Here is a 16627-nt window from a genome sequence, read left to right as displayed (position 1 = left end):
CAGGCGGGTGAGCTCCTGCTGCGATGCAGCAAAAGAGAGCGCGCGCCGCTCCCGATCAGATGACGACGAAGTCGGCGTTGGTCAGGGTCGTGCCGGCATCCACCTGCGCGATCATCACGGCCAGACCAGCGCCCTTGCCGTCAGCGTCGAAGAGCATGATGCCCGTTCCCTTGTCGTAGATGACGCGGTCGTTCGCATCGGCGGCGGCGGTGCCGGCGACGAAGGCCGCGCTCGACAAGGTGCCGATCGCGACCCGATCGAACACGGCATGGTCGAGGACTATGGTGTCGGCGACGGCGGAGTATCCCTTGATCCGGTCCACGTTTCCGGATCCGAGCGTAGCGTCCAGCACGACCCGGTCGGCGCCCGCACCGCAAAGGATGGTGTCCGCACCCGCGCCCCCGTGGAATTCCGTCGCGGCTTTGGCCGTGTACGACAACTGGTCGGCGCCGATGGTGCCGAACACTTCCTGCCTGGTGACCACCCCGCTCGCAGCCGCGTGGGTGATCGTGGTAACGCCTTTGGCATCCGTCCACTGCTTGTCCGCACCCGTCACGCCCCAGGACGCGTTGAAATGCTGGGTGATGGTGACACCTGCGGCGTTCGTGCTCGTGATGTCCGTGCCGATCAGCGCTCCAGACGCGCTGTACTTGGCCAGCACGGTTCGATCGCTCGCATCCGTGCGCTCAGTGGTGGACCCGGCGAGACTTCCGGACGCCATATAGCTGAGCACGGACTCGACGCCGCCCTTGACGCTGGTGATCTCGCTGCCGAGCAGGGTGCCGCCCGCATCATAGTGCTTGGTGACCTCTGCCCCGGCCGTGTTCTGGGTGATCAGGTCCGTTCCGGTCAGCGCACCATCCGCCGCGTAATGACGGATGCGCACCGCGCCGCCGGTGTCCAGGTCGGTCACGGTCTTGCCGTCGAATGTGCCCGCAAGATCGTAAAGCGGTTCGGTGCCCATGACGTAGCCGAACGCTTCTGTAGCGACGGTGCTGACGGTCGCTCCGGAGCCGGTGATGTCGCCGATGATCATCGACCCACCGTGTCCGATCGCCTTCATCTTCAAGTCGAGGTTCTCGATTGAGAGCCATCCTGAGCCGGATACGATCTCAGATCCAAGCTCGACCGACGCGAGATACTCGCTGTCCGTCATGTAGCCGTGGCCCTTCAGGTAATCGATCAGGCCCATGATGTTGAGTTTGCCGGACGGCATGTCCTGGTCGGTGACGAAGGCCGTGTAGGTGCCTTTGTGGTAGACCTGCGCGGAGAAGTCCCCGTCGGTGTAGGTGCCGAGAAGCGTGCCAAATGGAACCACCCCGCCTTTGTGGACCCAGACCATGATCTCGTTGGAAACGTCTTTCTTCTTGCCGCCGGGCACATCCGTAAACCAGATGTCGTACGCGACATTGAAGCCCGCGATATTTCCTCCAAAATCGACCGAATAATCTGCGATCAACTCACGCAGCTTGCCGACCTGTACCGGGAAAAGGCCGCCATCGTTGTGATTGTCATGGGAGCGATAGGGCGAGTCGCCGAAGGTTACCTCCGGATAGGCGCGGATGATGTTGCTTCCCGCGGATGCGGCTGGGAATGTCCAGGAAAAGATCGTGTTCGCGGTCATGTCCGCTACTGTGTACGAGCTCTTGATGGTATAGTCGGTGCCGTACACCAACGGCCCGGGGTTCCAGACGTTGTTGACGACGGTCCAGCCGTGCGCGGTGCCGGACTTGGTCGGTCCCGACAGCACGATGGACCCACCCGCTGCAGGCGGCGGGATGCTGGGCAGGCCGAAGTCGGTGGGAGTGAGGTCGCCAAGGGTTGTGTCGCGGACGACCAGGCTTTCGCCATTCGCGAAATGGAACGTCAGGTCGTCGCCGGTCTGATGCGCCAGCGAGGCGATCTGCGACCAACCGGTGATGCCGTAGCCCTGCAGCTTGATGATGTCCCAGCCCGGCGCGAAGTTCTCGATCGCATCGGAGCCCTCTCCGGCCTTCACCACGAAGGTGTCGGCCCCCGATCCGCCAACCAGTACGTCGTCGCCGCCCCTGCCGTTGAGCGTCGCCCCTGCGGTGCCCGCGGCGATGATGTTGTCCAGCGCGTTGCCGGTCCCGCCGATCGCACCGGCGCAGACCAGGAACAGGTTCTCGACATTGGCGGTCAGCGTATAGCTGCCCCAGAAGTTGACGTTGACGGTATCGATGCCCTCGCCGCCCTTTTCCAAAACGGTCGTGTTGTCGAACCAAAGACTGTAGGTGTCATCACCCCGGCCGCCCGCCATGCGATCTGCCGAAGCCGCCCAAAAGATCTCGTTCTTCGCCGTGCCATAACGCCATGCGCCCACCGCATTTGCGGCGCCGGGCCATGCATTCCATGCTGCGGATTGCGCGAGCGCACGATTCTTCGCGTTGACGTACATCTGCCACTCCAATCCACGGTGGGGAGATGCGCGCGCAAAGTCCGCACGGCCGGACGGCCATGTGGCGGGTCTCTGACGGCCGCTGGTTCCCCCCAGCTGCTACGACGCTGGTCCTTCTGCGACTCCCCCGAGCCGCGACGCGTCACTACGAGCCTATTAGTAAAAAAGTATTACGCGGTCGAACGACGGTGTCGCGGATTTGGTGGATTTCGTCGCGATCCCGTGAGTTTTGCCGCCGTCTGTTAGCAACGCCGTTAAGCGTACACGTTGACGAATCCGTAGTCACGAGCCGCTAAGTATGGAACAAGGAACTAAGTTACATTTGTTGCTTTGACGATCCGGGAGAGGCGGGTGCAGGACAGCGCCACGCTTGAGAAAGAGAACAAAGAGGTAAGAGATGCTCACGTCCATCATCGCATTCTATTGTGAGGAGCGCGCTCGGGCCGAGCGGGAGCTCGCATATTCGGCACCGTCCTTCGGCGAGCGTGAACGCCATTTAAGCAAGGCGCTCCGTTACGAGTCGCGTGTCCACCACGCTTTGGCGATGCGTGCTGCCTGACTTCTCACGTGGCGGGCAGTCGAACGTTCGCCGCGACAATAATGCCGGGCACCTCGTTGCTGTTCGATCGTTACGGCGATCCGATCACAACGCAAAGGAAGCCTCATGTCAGACGCCCCAGCCGATCCGACCGCCACCCAAGATGCCAAGCCCGCAGCGTCCGTTCCGGACTTCGCGGCTCCTTATCTCGAAAAGGCGAAGGCCTTCGCCAAGGATCGCCCCTTCGCCTCTGCGGCGCTGGCAGGGGTCCTCGGCATTGCGCTTCTGAACACTCTGCGCGGCAAGCGCTGAGCCATCACCATGCCGGTCCGGCCGGGTAGGCCGGACCGGATCGCTCGGGGAACTCACTGACATCTTCGACGGCAGTCCAGTTCTGCGTCTCGGGTTCGGGAAGACCATTGACGGTGGCCTGGCCGAGCACCGTGCCGGCACCGGCGCCGCTCAGGATCGCGGCAGCAACGATCAGGACTCGCATAACGCTCTCCCATCGCCCGCTCGCCACGAAAACGGCGAAGCACCGCGTCGGTTCCGGAGGCCGTAACCCACCTAATTGCAAATCAGTCGCATTACTGTCATTGAGCGCCGCATGGCATTCGGCCGGGCAGGGGTTTGCGGGACGATGGACGTGGTGCGCAGAGGCAGCTTCGGCCCGACGGTTCGCGCCAGCCGGGCGCGGGATCGGGCGGGCGTGCTGTTCCGTGTCCTGGCCGCCGTTCCGCTCAACTACGCCGCGACCGCCGCCACCGTCATTCTGCTCGCGCGTATCCTGCCGGGTACGACGGCGGGGGCTTCCATCGCCGCGACGTTCCTCTCGTTTACGATCTTCGCGTTCCTCGCCATGACCGCATTCGCCGTCCGCCATCCGCTCAAGGCCTGGGCGCTGATCGGCGGGCTGGGAATTGTGGCGGGCCTCGCCAGCTGGGCGCTGATCGCGGCTGGAGGGCGCCTGTGAAGGAGAGCCTTCGCCAGTCGATGGCCTGTCTCCACACCTGGGCGGGGCTGCTGTTCGGCTGGCTGCTCTTCGTGATCTTCGTGACCGGAACCAGCGCCGTCTTCCGGCAGGAGATCACCCGCTGGATGCAGCCTGAGGTCGCCGCTTCCGCCGCTTCCCGCCCGCAGATGATCGAGAACGCCGCCCGCTGGCTCGCGCGCGAGGCGAAGGACACGGCCGATTGGACGATCACGTTGCCGGGGAATCGTGGTGCCGCGATCGAGCTGTTCTGGTCGAACGCGGACGGCGGCTTCGAACAGGCGCAACTCGACCCTGGCGGCAACAGGATCACCGCGCGGGAGACGCGGGGCGGCGAGTTCCTCTATCGCTTCCATTTCGAGCTTTATGGCGTCAGCTGGCTCTGGGGCCGCTGGACGGTCGGTATCGCCGCCATGCTGATGCTGGTCGCGATCCTGAGCGGCGTGATCACTCACAAGAAAATCTTCGCCGACTTCTTCATGATGCGGCTGAGGAAGGGACAGCGCAGCTGGCTCGACGCGCATAATGTGACCGGCGTGCTCGTCCTCCCGTTCCACATCATGATCACCTATACCGGCCTCATGACCATGGCGACCATGTACATGCCCTGGGGCATGGTCGCGAATTACGCCGATCCGCAGAAGTTCTACGACGCCGTCTACCCCTATCCCTCCCCGCCGGAGAAGAGCGGCGAGGCGCGACCGCTCGCACCGATCGCGCCGATGGCGGCGGCGGCGGAAAGCACGCTGGGTCAGGAAATCGGCTCCGCGCGTATCCTGAACGCGGGTGACAAGACGGCGCAGGTTATCCTGCGCGGTAGCGCGGAGGATCGCCTGTCGGCCCGCGCGACCAGCATCACCTTCGACGGCGTGACCGGCCGCGAGATCGCCCGCGAGGCACCGCGTCAGGCGGCCGCCCAGACGGAGAGCGTGATGCTCGGCCTCCACACCGCGCGTTTCGCTCAGCCGGTTCTGCGTTGGCTCTACTTCATCTCGGGGCTGGGCGGCTGCGCCATGACCGCGACGGGCCTCATCCTCTGGACGGTGAAGCGGCGTGCCAAGCTCCCCGATCCGGCTCACCCGCATTTCGGCTTCCGGCTGGTCGAGAAGCTCAACGTCGCCACCATCGCCGGCTTCCCCGCGAGCGTCGCCGTCTACTTCCTCGCCAACCGCCTGATCCCGGCGGAGCAAGCCGGGCGCGGGCGTTGGGAGGTCAACAGCCTGTTCATCGCCTGGGGCGTCGCGGCGCTCTGGGCCTTTGCGCGTCCCGCAAGGCGCGGCTGGACCGAGCTTCTGACCCTTGCCGCCGCCCTGTTCGCACTCGTCCCGCTGGTCAGCTGGATCGAAACAGGACGCACTCTCCCGCAAAGCCTCAGCGAAGGCGACGGTGTGTTCGTCGGTTTCGAGCTGACGATGTTCGCGCTTGCTGCGGTCTTCGCCTATGCCGCGCGGAAGGCAGGCAGGCATCGCCTGGCCGCGACCCCGGCGCGCGTGCGCCGGCGAGAGGCGGTGGCGGCATGATCCACCTCCTGCTCCTCGTGCTCGCCGCAGCCGGCTTCTATTGCCTCTGTGCAGGCAATAGCCGCTACCAGCACGACCTCCTCGATCGCCGCCTTGCCCCAGATCACAGCCGGACGATCACGATCGCCGGCTGGGCATCCCTCGCACTCTGTGCGGCAGGTTCGATCGCCCTGCTCGGCGCATACGGAGCGGTCGAGATCTTCGGCATGCTCACGGTCGGTGCGGCCTTCACCGTCGCCTTCCGCCTCATTCGCTGCGAACGGGAAAAGCGCTAGAGCACTTCCTCGATCAGCCCCAGCGCCTTGGCTTCCTGCGCCTCGATGTACCAGTTGGACGGTGCCTTCTGCAGCACCTCGTCCATCGTCACTCTCGAATCGCGGATCAGGTTCTCGAACCCCTCGTTCTGGATGACGATCGAGCTTTCGATCTCGTGCAGCGTCGCCTTCACATTCGCGATGCAGGTCGTCAGCGGCCCTTCGATGTTGAGCGTCTTGGTCAGCTTCCGCTCGTGGATCATCAGCCGCGCACCGCGCGTCAGATAGCGGTTCGAGCGGTGGAAGAAGCTCATGAAGGTTGTGCCGGCCGAATAGATCGCCGCCTTGCCCAGGAAGACGAAGCGCCGCTCCGGCGTCATGTCCGAATGGAAGCGGATGTCCTCGCCCATCATCCGCGCGACCTCCGGATCGCCGCCCAGCGTGGACAGCTCGACGATCACCAGCCCCTGCTGCGGCGCATTGTCGAGCTGCGCGCGGAAGTTGTTGTACATCGCATAGTCGACCGTGCCCGAAAGCAGGATGGCCGGCGCGCGGAAGTCCTGTGGCGTCAGAATGCCTGTGGTCATCGTCTTCCCAATCTCGTTCGGCCCCGCAAACCGGTGGAATAGGCGATGGTTCCGCCGCACGCACCGTTCCGCCGAGCGGAGTGTTGATGGCGTAAGCGGGAGAGGCGGATGCAGCTTGCGAGGACGGTCGGACGAGCGATGGTGGCGCTGGCCTTGTGTAGCACGGCGGCTTGCCAGCGCGCGCCGGAGCCTGTCGCCAGTGAACAGGCCGCAAGCACGGCGGCAGCCCCGATCAACGCAACTGTCGACGCGGCACCCGGGCCTGTCCCCGTCGCCCGAACGGCCGAGCCCCTCTCCTGCAAGGCCGAGATCGGCGCGACTGCCGCCGACGCGCGCGTCAAGCTGTGCCGCAACGTCTCGCCCGCCACCCACCCGCCCTGCAACGCCGCGAACAGCTGCGCGATGATCGAGGGCGAGATCGCGCGAAGCTGCACGCTGTTCGACGGAGAGGGTGATCCCATGCCCGGCTGCACGCCCGCCCCGAAGAGCGCGGAGGCCGCCGCCGACGTGGTTCGCCGCTACTATTCCGCGCTGAACGCCCGCGACTACGACACCGCCTGGCTGCAATGGGGCGAGAACGGCCAGCCCGGCCAGACGTTCGACCGCTTTAAGGCGGGCTTCGCCAAGACTGCTGCCGTGCGGGTCACGATCGGCACGCTCTCGCCCGGCGATGCAGGCGCGGGCTCCGTCTATCAGCCGGTGCCGGTCACCATCGACGCCACTCTCGCGAACGGCACGCGACAGCACTTCACCGGCGAATACATCCTCCGTCGCGTCAACGACGTGGATGGTGCCACCGCCGCTCAGCGCCGCTGGCATATCGTTTCGGCGAAGCTGAAGCTGGAACGCGCTCGCCCCTGACCGGTTAAAGAACGAAGACCAGAGAGGGAGGATGCCATGTCGGTTCGCAAGATGATCGCGCTGCACCCGGATGCGAAGGGCCATGCCAATGAGCCGATGGCGCTCGCCGCCAAGCACGCGATGTACTGCGCCTTGTTCGCCACCTCCTGCGCGGACGCCTGCTCGGCCGAGGCGATGGACATGCGTCAGTGCATCCGGACCTGCCTCGACTGCGCCGACGTCTGCACCGCCGCCGCCAAGGTCGCGACGCGCCAGACGGCCGATGACGACGCGATGGTCCGCGCGATCCTCAGCGCCTGCATGGACGCCTGCCACATCTGCGCGGTCGAATGCGACAAGCACGATCACGAGCATTGCCGCCTCTGCGCGACGATGTGCCGCGAATGTGCCGATGACTGCCGTGAGGCGCTCGCTACCCTGCACTGACCTTTTTGGGGTTGCGGCCCGCCGCCCCCTGTCCCCACTAGGCGCGATGAGCGTCGACATCGACATGGGGGCCGAATCCGGCGGGACTGCCGTCTCGCTGGATCTGGAGGAGCTGCTGGCGACGCGCTTGCTCGTCCAGGGCAATTCCGGCTCCGGCAAGTCGCACCTCCTTCGTCGGCTGCTCGAACAGAGCGCGCCGTGGGTGCAGCAGGTGGTGATCGATCCGGAGGGCGACTTCGTGTCGCTCTCCGAACGCTTCGGCCATGCCGTGGTCGAGGCGGCGGACTATAGCGAGGCGGAGGTGACGGCGATCGCCCAGCGCGTGCGCGAACGCCGCGCGTCCGTCGTCCTCAACCTCGAAGGGCTGGACGTCGATGCCCAGCTGCGCACCGCCGCCGTCTTCCTGAGCGGCTTGTTCGATGCCCCGCGCGAACGCTGGTATCCGGTCCTGGTGGTGGTGGACGAGGCGCAGCTCTTCGCCCCGGCGGCGGCCGGCGAGGTGCAGGAGGACGCCCGTCGCGCGGCTTTGGCGGCAATGACCAACCTGATGTGCCGGGGCCGCAAGCGCGGGCTGGCGGGCGTCATCGCCACCCAGCGGCTGGCCAAGCTTGCCAAGAATGTCGCGGCCGAGGCGTCGAACTTCCTGATGGGGCGCACCTTCCTCGACATCGACATGGCCCGCGCCGCCGACCTGCTCGGCATGGAGCGGCGACAGGCCGAGCAGATCCGCGACCTCGAACGCGGCGAGTTCCTGGCGCTCGGCCCCGCGATCAGCCGCCGGCCGAAGCTGGTCCGTATCGGCACGGTCGAGACCGGCAGCCGTGCCGCCGCGCCCGCGCTGATGCCGCTGCCCGAGAGCTCCGCATCGCTGATGGGCGACCTCTTCGACGCGCCGCCCCCGCCGCCGCGCGCCGTGCCCGAGCGGCCGTCGCGCATGGATGTCGACGCGCTGGTACCCGAGACCGTGCAGGAGACACCCACTCCAGAGACGACGGCGGAAAGCGAGCCGGTGATCGTCGCGGTGCTCCGCGCGATCGTCGCGGAGGAGGGGCCGTCATCGCGTGAAACGGCGGCGATCTACCAGGACTTCCGCGTCCGTATGCGCATGAACGGCATGGCGCATGTCGAGATGGACATCGCCGCCTTCGCCCGTCGCCTCGCCCTCGCGCGGATCGGGCTGCTGTCGGAGGGCGACATCGACGATGCCTGGGCGCGCGCGCTCAACCTCGCGGAGGACCTGCCGGAGGACATGCTGGAGGTCTTCCTGCTGATCGCCAGCCGCGCGCGGAAGGGAGGGGCGGCACCCTCGGACGACGAGATCGCCCGCCTCTACAACACCACGTCGCTGGGCCGCATCCGCCGCCTGCTGGAGTTCATTGAGGCGCGCGGCGTCATCGCCGTCCGCAAGGACATGCGCGGCCGCCGCTCCTTCACCATCCCCGCCCTCGGCTGGACGACCGCCAGCGAGGAGCCGCAGCCGGCGGCGATCGGCCAATTGCTATGACCTTCAACACGCTGATCAACGCGGAGGCGCTGTCGGGGCTGATCGCGTCCCATCGGGTGCGCGTCGTCGATTGCACCTTCGACCTCGCCGATCCGGCCGCCGGTCGCCGCCAGTTCGAGGCAGGGCACATCCCGGGCGCTCAGTACCTCCACCTCGACGAGGACCTTTCGGGCAAGCCGACCGGCACAAACGGCCGTCACCCGCTGCCCGACCCGGCCGTTCTCGCCGCCAAGCTGCGCGCGATCGGCCTCGATCGAGGGCCGCAGGTCGTCGCTTATGACAGCTCCGGCGGCATCTTCGCCGCGCGCTTGTGGTGGCTGCTCCGCTGGCTCGGCCATGATGCGGTCGCGGTGCTGGATGGCGGCCGAAAGGCTTGGACGGAGGCCGGCTACGAGTTGCAGACCGGCCCCACCGGCACGCTGGGGCCGGGCGACTTCGTTGAGCGCAACGCTAATGCCACAAGCATCGCCAACGCCGAGGAGATCCTTGGGAACATCGAGGACGGCAGGCGGCTTGTGCTGGACGCACGCGCACCCGGCCGCTTCGCCGGAGAGCCGAACCCGCTCGATCCCGTCGCCGGCCACATCCCCGGAGCGCGCAATCGCTTCTTCGGGGACAATCTGCAGGCGGACGGTCGTTTCAAACCAGCGGCGGCCCTGCGCGCAGAATATGAAGTCGTGCTCGATGGCGTCGAGCCTTCAGACGTCATCCTCTCCTGCGGCTCCGGCGTGACCGCCTGCCACGATCTCCTCGCGATGGAGTTGGCGGGCCTGTCCGGCGCGCGCCTCTACCCCGGATCGTGGAGCGAGTGGGTCGCCGACCCGAGCCGGCCGATCGAACGCACCTGAGCGGCCGGGAACCGGCGGGCCGCTCGCCGCTTCTGCTGCTTCGGACAGTGGAGCGAAGATGCCGGCATTGGCGGCTTGGGATGGCGGACCTTGGTCCTTCCTGCGCGATCGGGCGCGGCAAGGTCTCGTCCGCAGCGTCCGGCGCGTCTTCAACGATGAGGCGCGTGGGCAACGTCCGGTCGAGCGCAGCAACGATGCGCTGTTCCCACCCAACTCCGTGATCTGGCGCGTCCACGGCGACGTCACCTCCATGATGATCGGCGGCATCGCGGCGTTGCTCCTCCAGATGCTCCACCCGCTGGTGCTGGCCGGCGTCTGGGATCACTCCAACTTCCGCACGGACATGCTCGGCCGGCTGCGGCGCACCTCCCGGTTCATCGCCCTGACCACCTACGGCCCGCGGGCCGATGCGGAGCAGGCGATCGCGCGAGTCCGTTCCGTACACGACCGCATTTCCGGCGTGCTGCCCGATGGAACGCCCTATCGCGCCACCGACCCGCACCTGCTCGCCTGGGTCCACGTTACCGAAGCGTGGAGCTTCTCGCAGGCTTGGCAGCGCTACGGCAACCGCCCGCTCACCGCCGCCGAGTTTGACCGCTATTTCGCCGAGATTGCCATCATAGGCGAGGCCCTCGGCGCGACGCCCGTCCCGAAGACCCACCACGCCGCCGGCGAGTTGATCGAAGCGATGCGACCGGAACTCGCCGCCGACGCCCGCACGCGGGAGGTGGCGCAACTGGTCCTGAATCATCCGGCCGCAAGCCCGCTGGTCGCACCCGTACAGCACCTGACCATGCAGGCCGCCGTCGACCTCCTGCCGGATTGGGCGCGCCGGATGCACGGCCTCGCCCGCACCCCAGCCCCCGCCCGCCCGCTGGTGACGACAGGCGCCCTCGGCCTCGCCAAAACCCTTCGCTGGGCGTTCAGCGGCTGAAGGGAGATGGCGGAAGAGGTGGGATTCGAACCCACGGTGAGCTTGCACCCACGACGGTTTTCAAGACCGTTGCCTTAAACCACTCGGCCACTCTTCCGGTCTGGCGCGCTTAGCAGTCCTGGCGTGCCGCTGAAAGCGTCCGGGCGAGGGTGACGAACTCCGCCACGCTGACCGTCTCCGCCCGGCGTGATGGGTCGATGCCTGCTGCCTCTGCCGCCGCGACGGCACCGGGCACGGCCTTCAGACTCTGGCGCAGCATCTTGCGGCGCTGGCCGAAGGCGGCGGCGGTCAGCTGTTCGATCGCCCTGATCGTCACGCCCTTCGGCTGATTGGCGGGGGTGATGTGAACCACCGCCGACATCACCTTGGGCGGCGGCACGAAGGCGGAGCGGTGGACCGGCATGGCGAGGCGGGCGGTGCTGCGCCACTGGGCGAGGACGGAGAAACGGCCATAGGCGTCGCTGCCCGGCGCGGCGACGATACGGTCGGCCACCTCCCGTTGGAACATCAGCGTCAGGGATCGCCACCAGGGCGGCCAAGCGTCGATTGTCAGCCAGCGGACGAGGAGGGCGGTGCCGACATTGTAGGGCAGGTTCGCGGCGATATGCGCGCCGACACCCGCCTCCGCCGCCTCATCCACCTTCATCGCGTCGCCGGAGATGACGCGGAGTCGCCCGCTTGCCTCCGCGAGTTCGGCGAGCGCGGGGAGGCAACGCGCGTCCCGCTCCACCGCCACCACCTCCGCCCCGGCGCGGAGGAGGGCGCGGGTCAGCCCGCCCGGTCCCGGCCCGACTTCGTAGACCGTCGCTCCCGCCAGATCGCCCGGCACCCGCGCGATCCGGTCGAGCAGCTGTTCGTCGAGGAGGAAGTTCTGGCCGAGCGCCTTGCTGGCCGCGAGGCCGTGGCGCTTGATGACCTCACGCAGAGGGGGCAGCGCAGCGAGGCCCGCCTTGTCTTCGCTCACGCTCGCTGCGCGCGCCGCGTCGCGCATTCCGCCGCAAGCCGGATCGCGGCGACCGTCGCGGTCTCTAGCGCCACGCCCTTGCCTGCGATGTCGAAAGCCGTGCCGTGGTCAGGCGCGGCGCGGACGATCGGCAGGCCGAGGGTCAGGTTCACGCCCTCGTCGAAATGGAGCGTTTTGATCGGGATCAGCGCCTGATCGTGGTAGAGGCAGATCGCGGCGTCGTAATTCGCGCGGGCGCGGGCGTGGAACATGGTGTCGGGCGGAAGTGGCCCGGTCACGTCGATCCCCTCCGCGCGCAGCAGGTCGATCGCGGGCTGCACCAGCTCGATCTCCTCCTGCCCCATCGATCCCTGTTCCCCGGCATGGGGGTTGAGGCCCGCAATCGCGAGGCGGGGGGCCTCGATCCCGAAGTCGCGCTGCAACGCCCGCGCGGTGATCCGCGCGCGCGAGGCGATCAGTTCGACCGAAAGGCTCTCCGCCACGCTCGCCAGCGGGATGTGGATGGTGATCGGCACGGTGCGCAGCGTCGGCCCCGCCAGCATCATCGCGACGTTCTCGCGCGCCACACCACAGCGTTCGGCAATGAATTCGGTCTGCCCCGCATGGGTGAAGCCGATGGCGTAGAGCTGCGCCTTGGCAACGGGCGCGGTGACGATGCCGTCGATCACGCCCGACCGGGCCAGGCCAACGGCCACCTCCAATGCATCGAGCGCGCAACGTGCGCCTGCCGGGTTGGGCTGGCCGGGGGTGATCTCCTCGCCATCGTCGATCTGGAGGATCGGCAGGGCGCGGGCGAACACGGCTGCGGCCTCGCCCGGATCGCCAATCCGTTCGACCGGCCCGTCCCAAACCGCGCGGACCGAACGCGGATCGCCGACCGCGAAGAAGGGCGGCAGCGCCTCACGCCCACGCGCGGCCCAGGCTTTGGCAACCGTTTCCGGCCCGATCCCGGCGGGATCGCCCAGTGCGACCGCCAGCACCGTTCGCTCAGCGATAGTCGATCACGGCGTCGCGCCGCAGGTCGCGCAGATAGCGGCGCGCGCGCAGGTTCACCCGCTCGTCCTCCATCTGCTGATAGATCTGGTCGAAGGACGGCGCGCCGGCATTCTGCGGGTCGTCGCGGCCGCAGAGGACCAGCGCACGCACGCCGTCCTTCAGCGATCCGAAGGGCGGCGTCGATCGGCCGATGTCGAGGTTGAGCAGCAACTGCTGAAGCTGCGGCGGCAGCTCGCGCGCGGAGAGGCTGTCGTTCTGCTGCACCTCGGCGCCGATGCTCTGCGCCAGTTCCTCGACCTTGCCGCAGCCGCTCAGCGTATCGAGCGACGCCTTGAACGCGTCCACCTTCGGCTTGGCGGACGCTTCGGTGGCGTTTGCGGGGAAGTTGATGGTGATCTGCTTCACGTTCAGGATGGCGTTGCGCGGATCGGCGCCCAGCACCTGCCGTTGATCGACAAGGGCGATGATCGAGAAGCCGCCCGGCACGGCAGTCGGCGCGCTGATTGATCCGGGCTGCATCTGCGGCAGGATCTGCGCGAGCTCGGACGGCAGCTGCGCCGCCCGCACCCAGCCGAGATCGCCGCCGACCGCCGCCGTGGACGCCTCCGAATACTGCCGCGCATAGGCCGCGAAGGAGCCGCCCTGGCGCAGCTGGTCCATGATGCGGTTGGCGTTGGCGAGGACCTGCTCGGATGTCGCGGGGGTCGCCGACAGGAAGATCTCGCCGATGCGGAACTCCTGCGTGCCCTTGGCCTCCTCCAACCGCTTGATGACCTGCCGGACCTCGTCCTCGCCGACGTTGACGAAGGGCTGCACGCGCCGCCTGAGCAAGCGGTTCCAGGCGAGTTCGGCCTCGATCTGCCGCCGCATCGATTGGGCGGAGGAGCCTTGCGTCTTCAGATAGGCCTCGAAGTCCTTCGGCTCCCGCTTGAAGTTGCGGGCGACGCGGTTGAACGTCTGGTCGACCTCCTCCTTGGCGATCGTGATCTCGTTCGCCTTGGCCTCCTGGATCTGCAGATCCTCGTCGATCAGGTTGCGCAGGATCTGGAGGCGAAGGCGCTGCATCTCCTCGGCAGGGATCTGCCCGCCGTTCGACGCCTTCACCAGCGCGAGGCGCTGGTCGATGTCGGTGGCGGTGATGATCTCCCCGTTCACGATGGCCGTCGCCTTGTGGAGATAGGGATCGCCGGTGCCGTAGATCGTGGGGTTGTCGGGGATCTTCAGGTCGTCGTCATAGGCCTGGCCGACGGCTGCTCCCGCCAGCGCCGTCAGTCCGGCCAGCGCCACGATGCGCAACCCGTGCTTGATCTTCAGAATGGCCGCCACTCCCGGTCTGTCACGTCACTTTACGCCGGCACGCACGGCCGCAATCGGAACGATCGCATAAACAGTGAGAAGCCGTGCCGCAACGCGCCAGTAACCGCGCGCGCCTGAACGGCGGCTTTCGCGGATCAGCGGCCCAGGTTCTTGAACGCCAGCCGCACCATGAAGGCATTGCCGCGCGAGGCATCGCCGTTCGGATCGTAATCCTTCCGCCAGGTCACGCTGAAGTCGAGGCATTCGTCCTCGTACCGCACGCCCAGGCGATGGCGGACCGGCTCATAGCCGTCGGCGGTGGACAGCGGATCCTCGTGGTTGGAGGTGAGATCGATGATGGTCGATCCGTAGACGGACCAGCGCCGGGCGATCTGCACGCGGGCGCCGACGCGCGCCTCCTCCCGATCGCGCAGATCCTCGTAGATGGCGGGAATGTTGCGGTTGAGGCGGAGATAGCCGAGCGTCACGTAAGTGCCCGCGGTGCCGATCGTCGCATCGACCTCGTTGCGGCGGATGTGGAAGTTGTCTTTGTCGAGCCGGTAGCGGTGGGTCAGCGACAGGAACTGCCCGTAACGGAGCACCGTGCGCCCGACGATGTCGGAAAAGCGGTCGGAAAGGCCGGTGCCCGGCGGCAGGATGCTCGGCTTGGACGTCAGGCGGTAGCTCTGGCCGATCACCGCCCGCAGCGAGAAGCGCGGCAAATCGAAGGCGTATTCGCCGCCATAGGTGATGCGGTTGCCGTCCTCCCAGCGGTCGTAGCCGGAAAAGCGGTTGAGCGCGAAGAGGTTGGAGTCCTCAAGCTCGACCGCGCGGGCGTCCTCGTTGGGAATGTCGAGGTTCTTGGTCGAGGGCGAGGCGACGATCTGGACGCGCGGAGTGATGCGTTGCGTGCCGCCGAACAGCTCGCCCGCGAACGGCCAGCGCATGTCAGCCGCGACGGCACCGATGCCGCGCGTGGTCCAGCCCGGATCGCCGCGATAGGGGACGATCGAGGTCGCGGTCACGTCATGCGTGTTGTAGACGTCATAGCGGCCATAGGCGGTGAAGCTCACCTCCTGCCCCATGCCGGTCAGGCGGCGCAGCTCATATTGCGCCGAGGCGAAGGCCCGCCGCGTATCCTGCCCCTCCGTCCGGGTCAGCGCCAGCGTGTTGCCGGTCAGCGTGACGACACCGTCCAGCGGGACATTCTCGAACCGGCGGCGATAGTCGATCAGCGGCAGGGCGATCGGCTGCTGCCCTTGGACTGCCCCGGCGCGAAGGCTCTGCACTGCCCAGCCGGAGATCGACAGCATACTCGCATTGTCGATCCGCGTGAGATCGAAGGTCGAACGCAGCCGGTCGTCGTTCGAGATGTCGTATCGGCGCGGGAAGGTCTTGTCCGTAGTCCAACGAGCCGATGCGGTCAGGCTCCATTCGGGCGAGAACTGATAGCGCCCCGACCCTTGCAAATAGGCGCGGATGTCCTTCGTGCCCTGATTGGAGGAGGTCTGCGAGGCCGCGACGCGCTCGCCATAGGTGACGAAGCCGCCGATCTGGTAAGCGCCCAGGCTGTCAAGCGCGCGGTATTGAGCCTCTAACGCGGGCGCCACCTTGCTGTAGATATGCGGAGTGACCGTCAGGTCCTTGTTGGGCGCGAACCGGAAATAGTACGGAAGCTCCAGCTCCAGCCCGTTGCTGCTCGAATAGCCGATGTCGGGGACGAGCAGGCCCGAACCGCCCTTGCCACCGGATCCGTCCGGGTGCGAGAGCGCGGGCAGCCACAGGACCGGCACGCCGAGCAGGCGGAGACGCGCGTCGCGGTACCTGATGCGCCCCTTCGCCGGATCGTCGATCACCTTGGTGGCGGTGATCTGCCAGAGCGGGTCCTTGGGACAGCCCTCCGAATCGATGACGGAGCAGGGCGTGTAGGCGGCGTCGGTCAGCGTCGAGACGCCGTTTACCCGCACGCCATGCCGCGCCGCCAGTCGTCCGCCGTTTTCCAGCACCAGCAGCATGTTCTCCGCGACACCGTCCTTCAGCGTGTCGGTCAGCTCGATGGTGTCCGCATAGGCGATGTCGCCGCCCGGATTGGTGATCGCGACATTGCCGATCGCCTGCACCTCGCCTGATTGGCGGTTCCACACCACCTTGTCGGCGCGCAGGCGATTGCCTTCGCGCAGCATGCGGACGTCTCCGGTCGCCGTCACGATCTCGCTGTTGTCGTCATAGTCGATCTGCGCTGCGCTGAACGCGACATCGTCCTCGCCCATGCCATCGGAGGAGGGGCTGTTCGCGGGATTGCCGAGATCCTGCGCGGCGGGCGCCTGGAAATCCTGCGCATGCGCCTGCGCCGCGATGAGCGCGAGCGCGGTGGCCGTGATGAACGCGCTCTTAGCCACCTGAACCCTTGTCTTCGACCCTGAACGCGACGCGGTTATCGCACCCGCGCAGGACCCGCAATCGGCTTGGGACGTAGATGCTTTGCCTCG

At 67.0% G+C, this 16627-nt stretch carries 16 protein-coding genes and 1 tRNA gene; 9 read left to right on the top strand and 8 right to left on the bottom strand.

From position 1 onward, the window contains the following. Nucleotides 1-55 precede the first annotated feature (55 nt). Nucleotides 56-2419: a GH12 family glycosyl hydrolase domain-containing protein gene (locus tag ACM608_RS14485; protein ID WP_419684099.1), complete on the bottom strand. Its 2364-nt coding sequence runs from the start codon at nt 2417-2419 to the stop codon at nt 56-58. 664 nt (nt 2420-3083) lie between these two features. On the opposite strand from ACM608_RS14485, the gene ACM608_RS14480 reads away from it, so the two are divergent. Beyond that, nucleotides 3084-3269, top strand: a complete 186-nt coding sequence (locus ACM608_RS14480) for a hypothetical protein (protein ID WP_419684097.1) — start codon at nt 3084-3086, stop codon at nt 3267-3269. A 4-nt stretch (nt 3270-3273) separates the two neighbouring features. On the opposite strand, the gene ACM608_RS14475 is transcribed toward ACM608_RS14480, so the two are convergent. After that, a complete protein-coding gene (locus ACM608_RS14475) occupies nt 3274-3453 on the bottom strand; it encodes a hypothetical protein (RefSeq protein WP_419684095.1) in 180 nt (59 codons plus the stop codon). Between the two features lie 111 nt (nt 3454-3564). On the opposite strand from ACM608_RS14475, the gene ACM608_RS14470 reads away from it, so the two are divergent. From ACM608_RS14470 to ACM608_RS14460, 3 genes are read left to right on the top strand one after another with little or no spacing between them, the layout of a single operon-like run. Next, nucleotides 3565-3930, top strand: a complete 366-nt coding sequence (locus tag ACM608_RS14470) for a hypothetical protein (RefSeq protein ID WP_419684093.1) — start codon at nt 3565-3567, stop codon at nt 3928-3930. After that, the gene (locus ACM608_RS14465; protein ID WP_419684091.1) at nt 3927-5468 is read left to right on the top strand and encodes a PepSY-associated TM helix domain-containing protein; all 1542 of its coding nucleotides are present in this window, start codon (nt 3927-3929) and stop codon (nt 5466-5468) included. The genes ACM608_RS14470 and ACM608_RS14465 overlap by 4 nt, the downstream gene beginning before the upstream one ends. Next, entirely contained in the window at nt 5465-5743 is a 279-nt protein-coding gene (locus ACM608_RS14460) for a DUF3325 domain-containing protein (protein WP_419684089.1), read from the top strand. Before ACM608_RS14465 ends, ACM608_RS14460 begins: the two co-directional genes overlap by 4 nt. Here the strand turns inward: ACM608_RS14460 and ACM608_RS14455 are convergent. Then, nucleotides 5740-6309: a ClpP family protease gene (locus ACM608_RS14455; protein WP_419684087.1), complete on the bottom strand. Its 570-nt coding sequence runs from the start codon at nt 6307-6309 to the stop codon at nt 5740-5742. The genes ACM608_RS14460 and ACM608_RS14455 overlap by 4 nt on opposite strands. A 108-nt stretch (nt 6310-6417) precedes the next feature. Between ACM608_RS14455 and ACM608_RS14450 the strand changes: the two genes are divergently transcribed. From ACM608_RS14450 to ACM608_RS14430, 5 genes are read left to right on the top strand one after another with little or no spacing between them, the layout of a single operon-like run. Then, nucleotides 6418-7170 (top strand): hypothetical protein, encoded by a 753-nt coding sequence (locus ACM608_RS14450; protein ID WP_419684085.1) that lies wholly within the window; start codon nt 6418-6420, stop codon nt 7168-7170. 36 nt (nt 7171-7206) lie between these two features. Beyond that, complete coding sequence (locus ACM608_RS14445) at nt 7207-7596, top strand: four-helix bundle copper-binding protein (protein WP_419684084.1); 390 nt, start codon at nt 7207-7209, stop codon at nt 7594-7596. 46 nt (nt 7597-7642) lie between these two features. After that, nucleotides 7643-9100: an ATP-binding protein gene (locus tag ACM608_RS14440; RefSeq protein WP_419684082.1), complete on the top strand. Its 1458-nt coding sequence runs from the start codon at nt 7643-7645 to the stop codon at nt 9098-9100. After that, nucleotides 9097-9948, top strand: coding sequence for a sulfurtransferase (locus tag ACM608_RS14435; RefSeq protein WP_419684080.1), 852 nt, complete (start codon nt 9097-9099; stop codon nt 9946-9948). The genes ACM608_RS14440 and ACM608_RS14435 overlap by 4 nt, the downstream gene beginning before the upstream one ends. A 58-nt stretch (nt 9949-10006) precedes the next feature. Further along, the gene (locus tag ACM608_RS14430; RefSeq protein WP_419684078.1) at nt 10007-10882 is read left to right on the top strand and encodes an oxygenase MpaB family protein; all 876 of its coding nucleotides are present in this window, start codon (nt 10007-10009) and stop codon (nt 10880-10882) included. A gap of 7 nt (nt 10883-10889) precedes the next feature. Here the strand turns inward: ACM608_RS14430 and ACM608_RS14425 are convergent. From ACM608_RS14425 to ACM608_RS14405, 5 genes are all read right to left on the bottom strand, one after another. Continuing rightward, nucleotides 10890-10979 (bottom strand) — tRNA-Ser (locus ACM608_RS14425). Nucleotides 10980-10991: 12 nt separating this feature from the next. After that, on the bottom strand, nt 10992-11873 hold the full coding sequence (gene rsmA, locus ACM608_RS14420) for a 16S rRNA (adenine(1518)-N(6)/adenine(1519)-N(6))-dimethyltransferase RsmA (protein ID WP_419684076.1): 882 nt from the start codon (nt 11871-11873) through the stop codon (nt 10992-10994). Beyond that, nucleotides 11843-12826 carry a 4-hydroxythreonine-4-phosphate dehydrogenase PdxA gene (pdxA, locus tag ACM608_RS14415; RefSeq protein WP_419684075.1) on the bottom strand — a complete coding sequence of 328 codons (984 nt, stop codon included), beginning with the start codon at nt 12824-12826 and terminating at the stop codon, nt 11843-11845. Before pdxA ends, rsmA begins: the two co-directional genes overlap by 31 nt. Nucleotides 12827-12833: 7 nt before the next feature. Continuing rightward, on the bottom strand, nt 12834-14168 hold the full coding sequence (locus ACM608_RS14410; protein WP_419684073.1) for a peptidylprolyl isomerase: 1335 nt from the start codon (nt 14166-14168) through the stop codon (nt 12834-12836). Between the two features lie 125 nt (nt 14169-14293). Next, nucleotides 14294-16537 (bottom strand): LPS-assembly protein LptD, encoded by a 2244-nt coding sequence (locus tag ACM608_RS14405; protein ID WP_419684071.1) that lies wholly within the window; start codon nt 16535-16537, stop codon nt 14294-14296. Nucleotides 16538-16627: the final 90 nt, after the last annotated feature.

Origin of the sequence: Sphingomonas sp. ID0503 (genome assembly GCF_048565625.1) — a bacterium.
In the GTDB taxonomy this organism is placed as follows: domain Bacteria; phylum Pseudomonadota; class Alphaproteobacteria; order Sphingomonadales; family Sphingomonadaceae; genus JBLZUR01.
The sequence above is the reverse complement of the archived record's forward strand: the minus strand, read 5'-3'. Positions and strand labels throughout refer to the sequence as shown.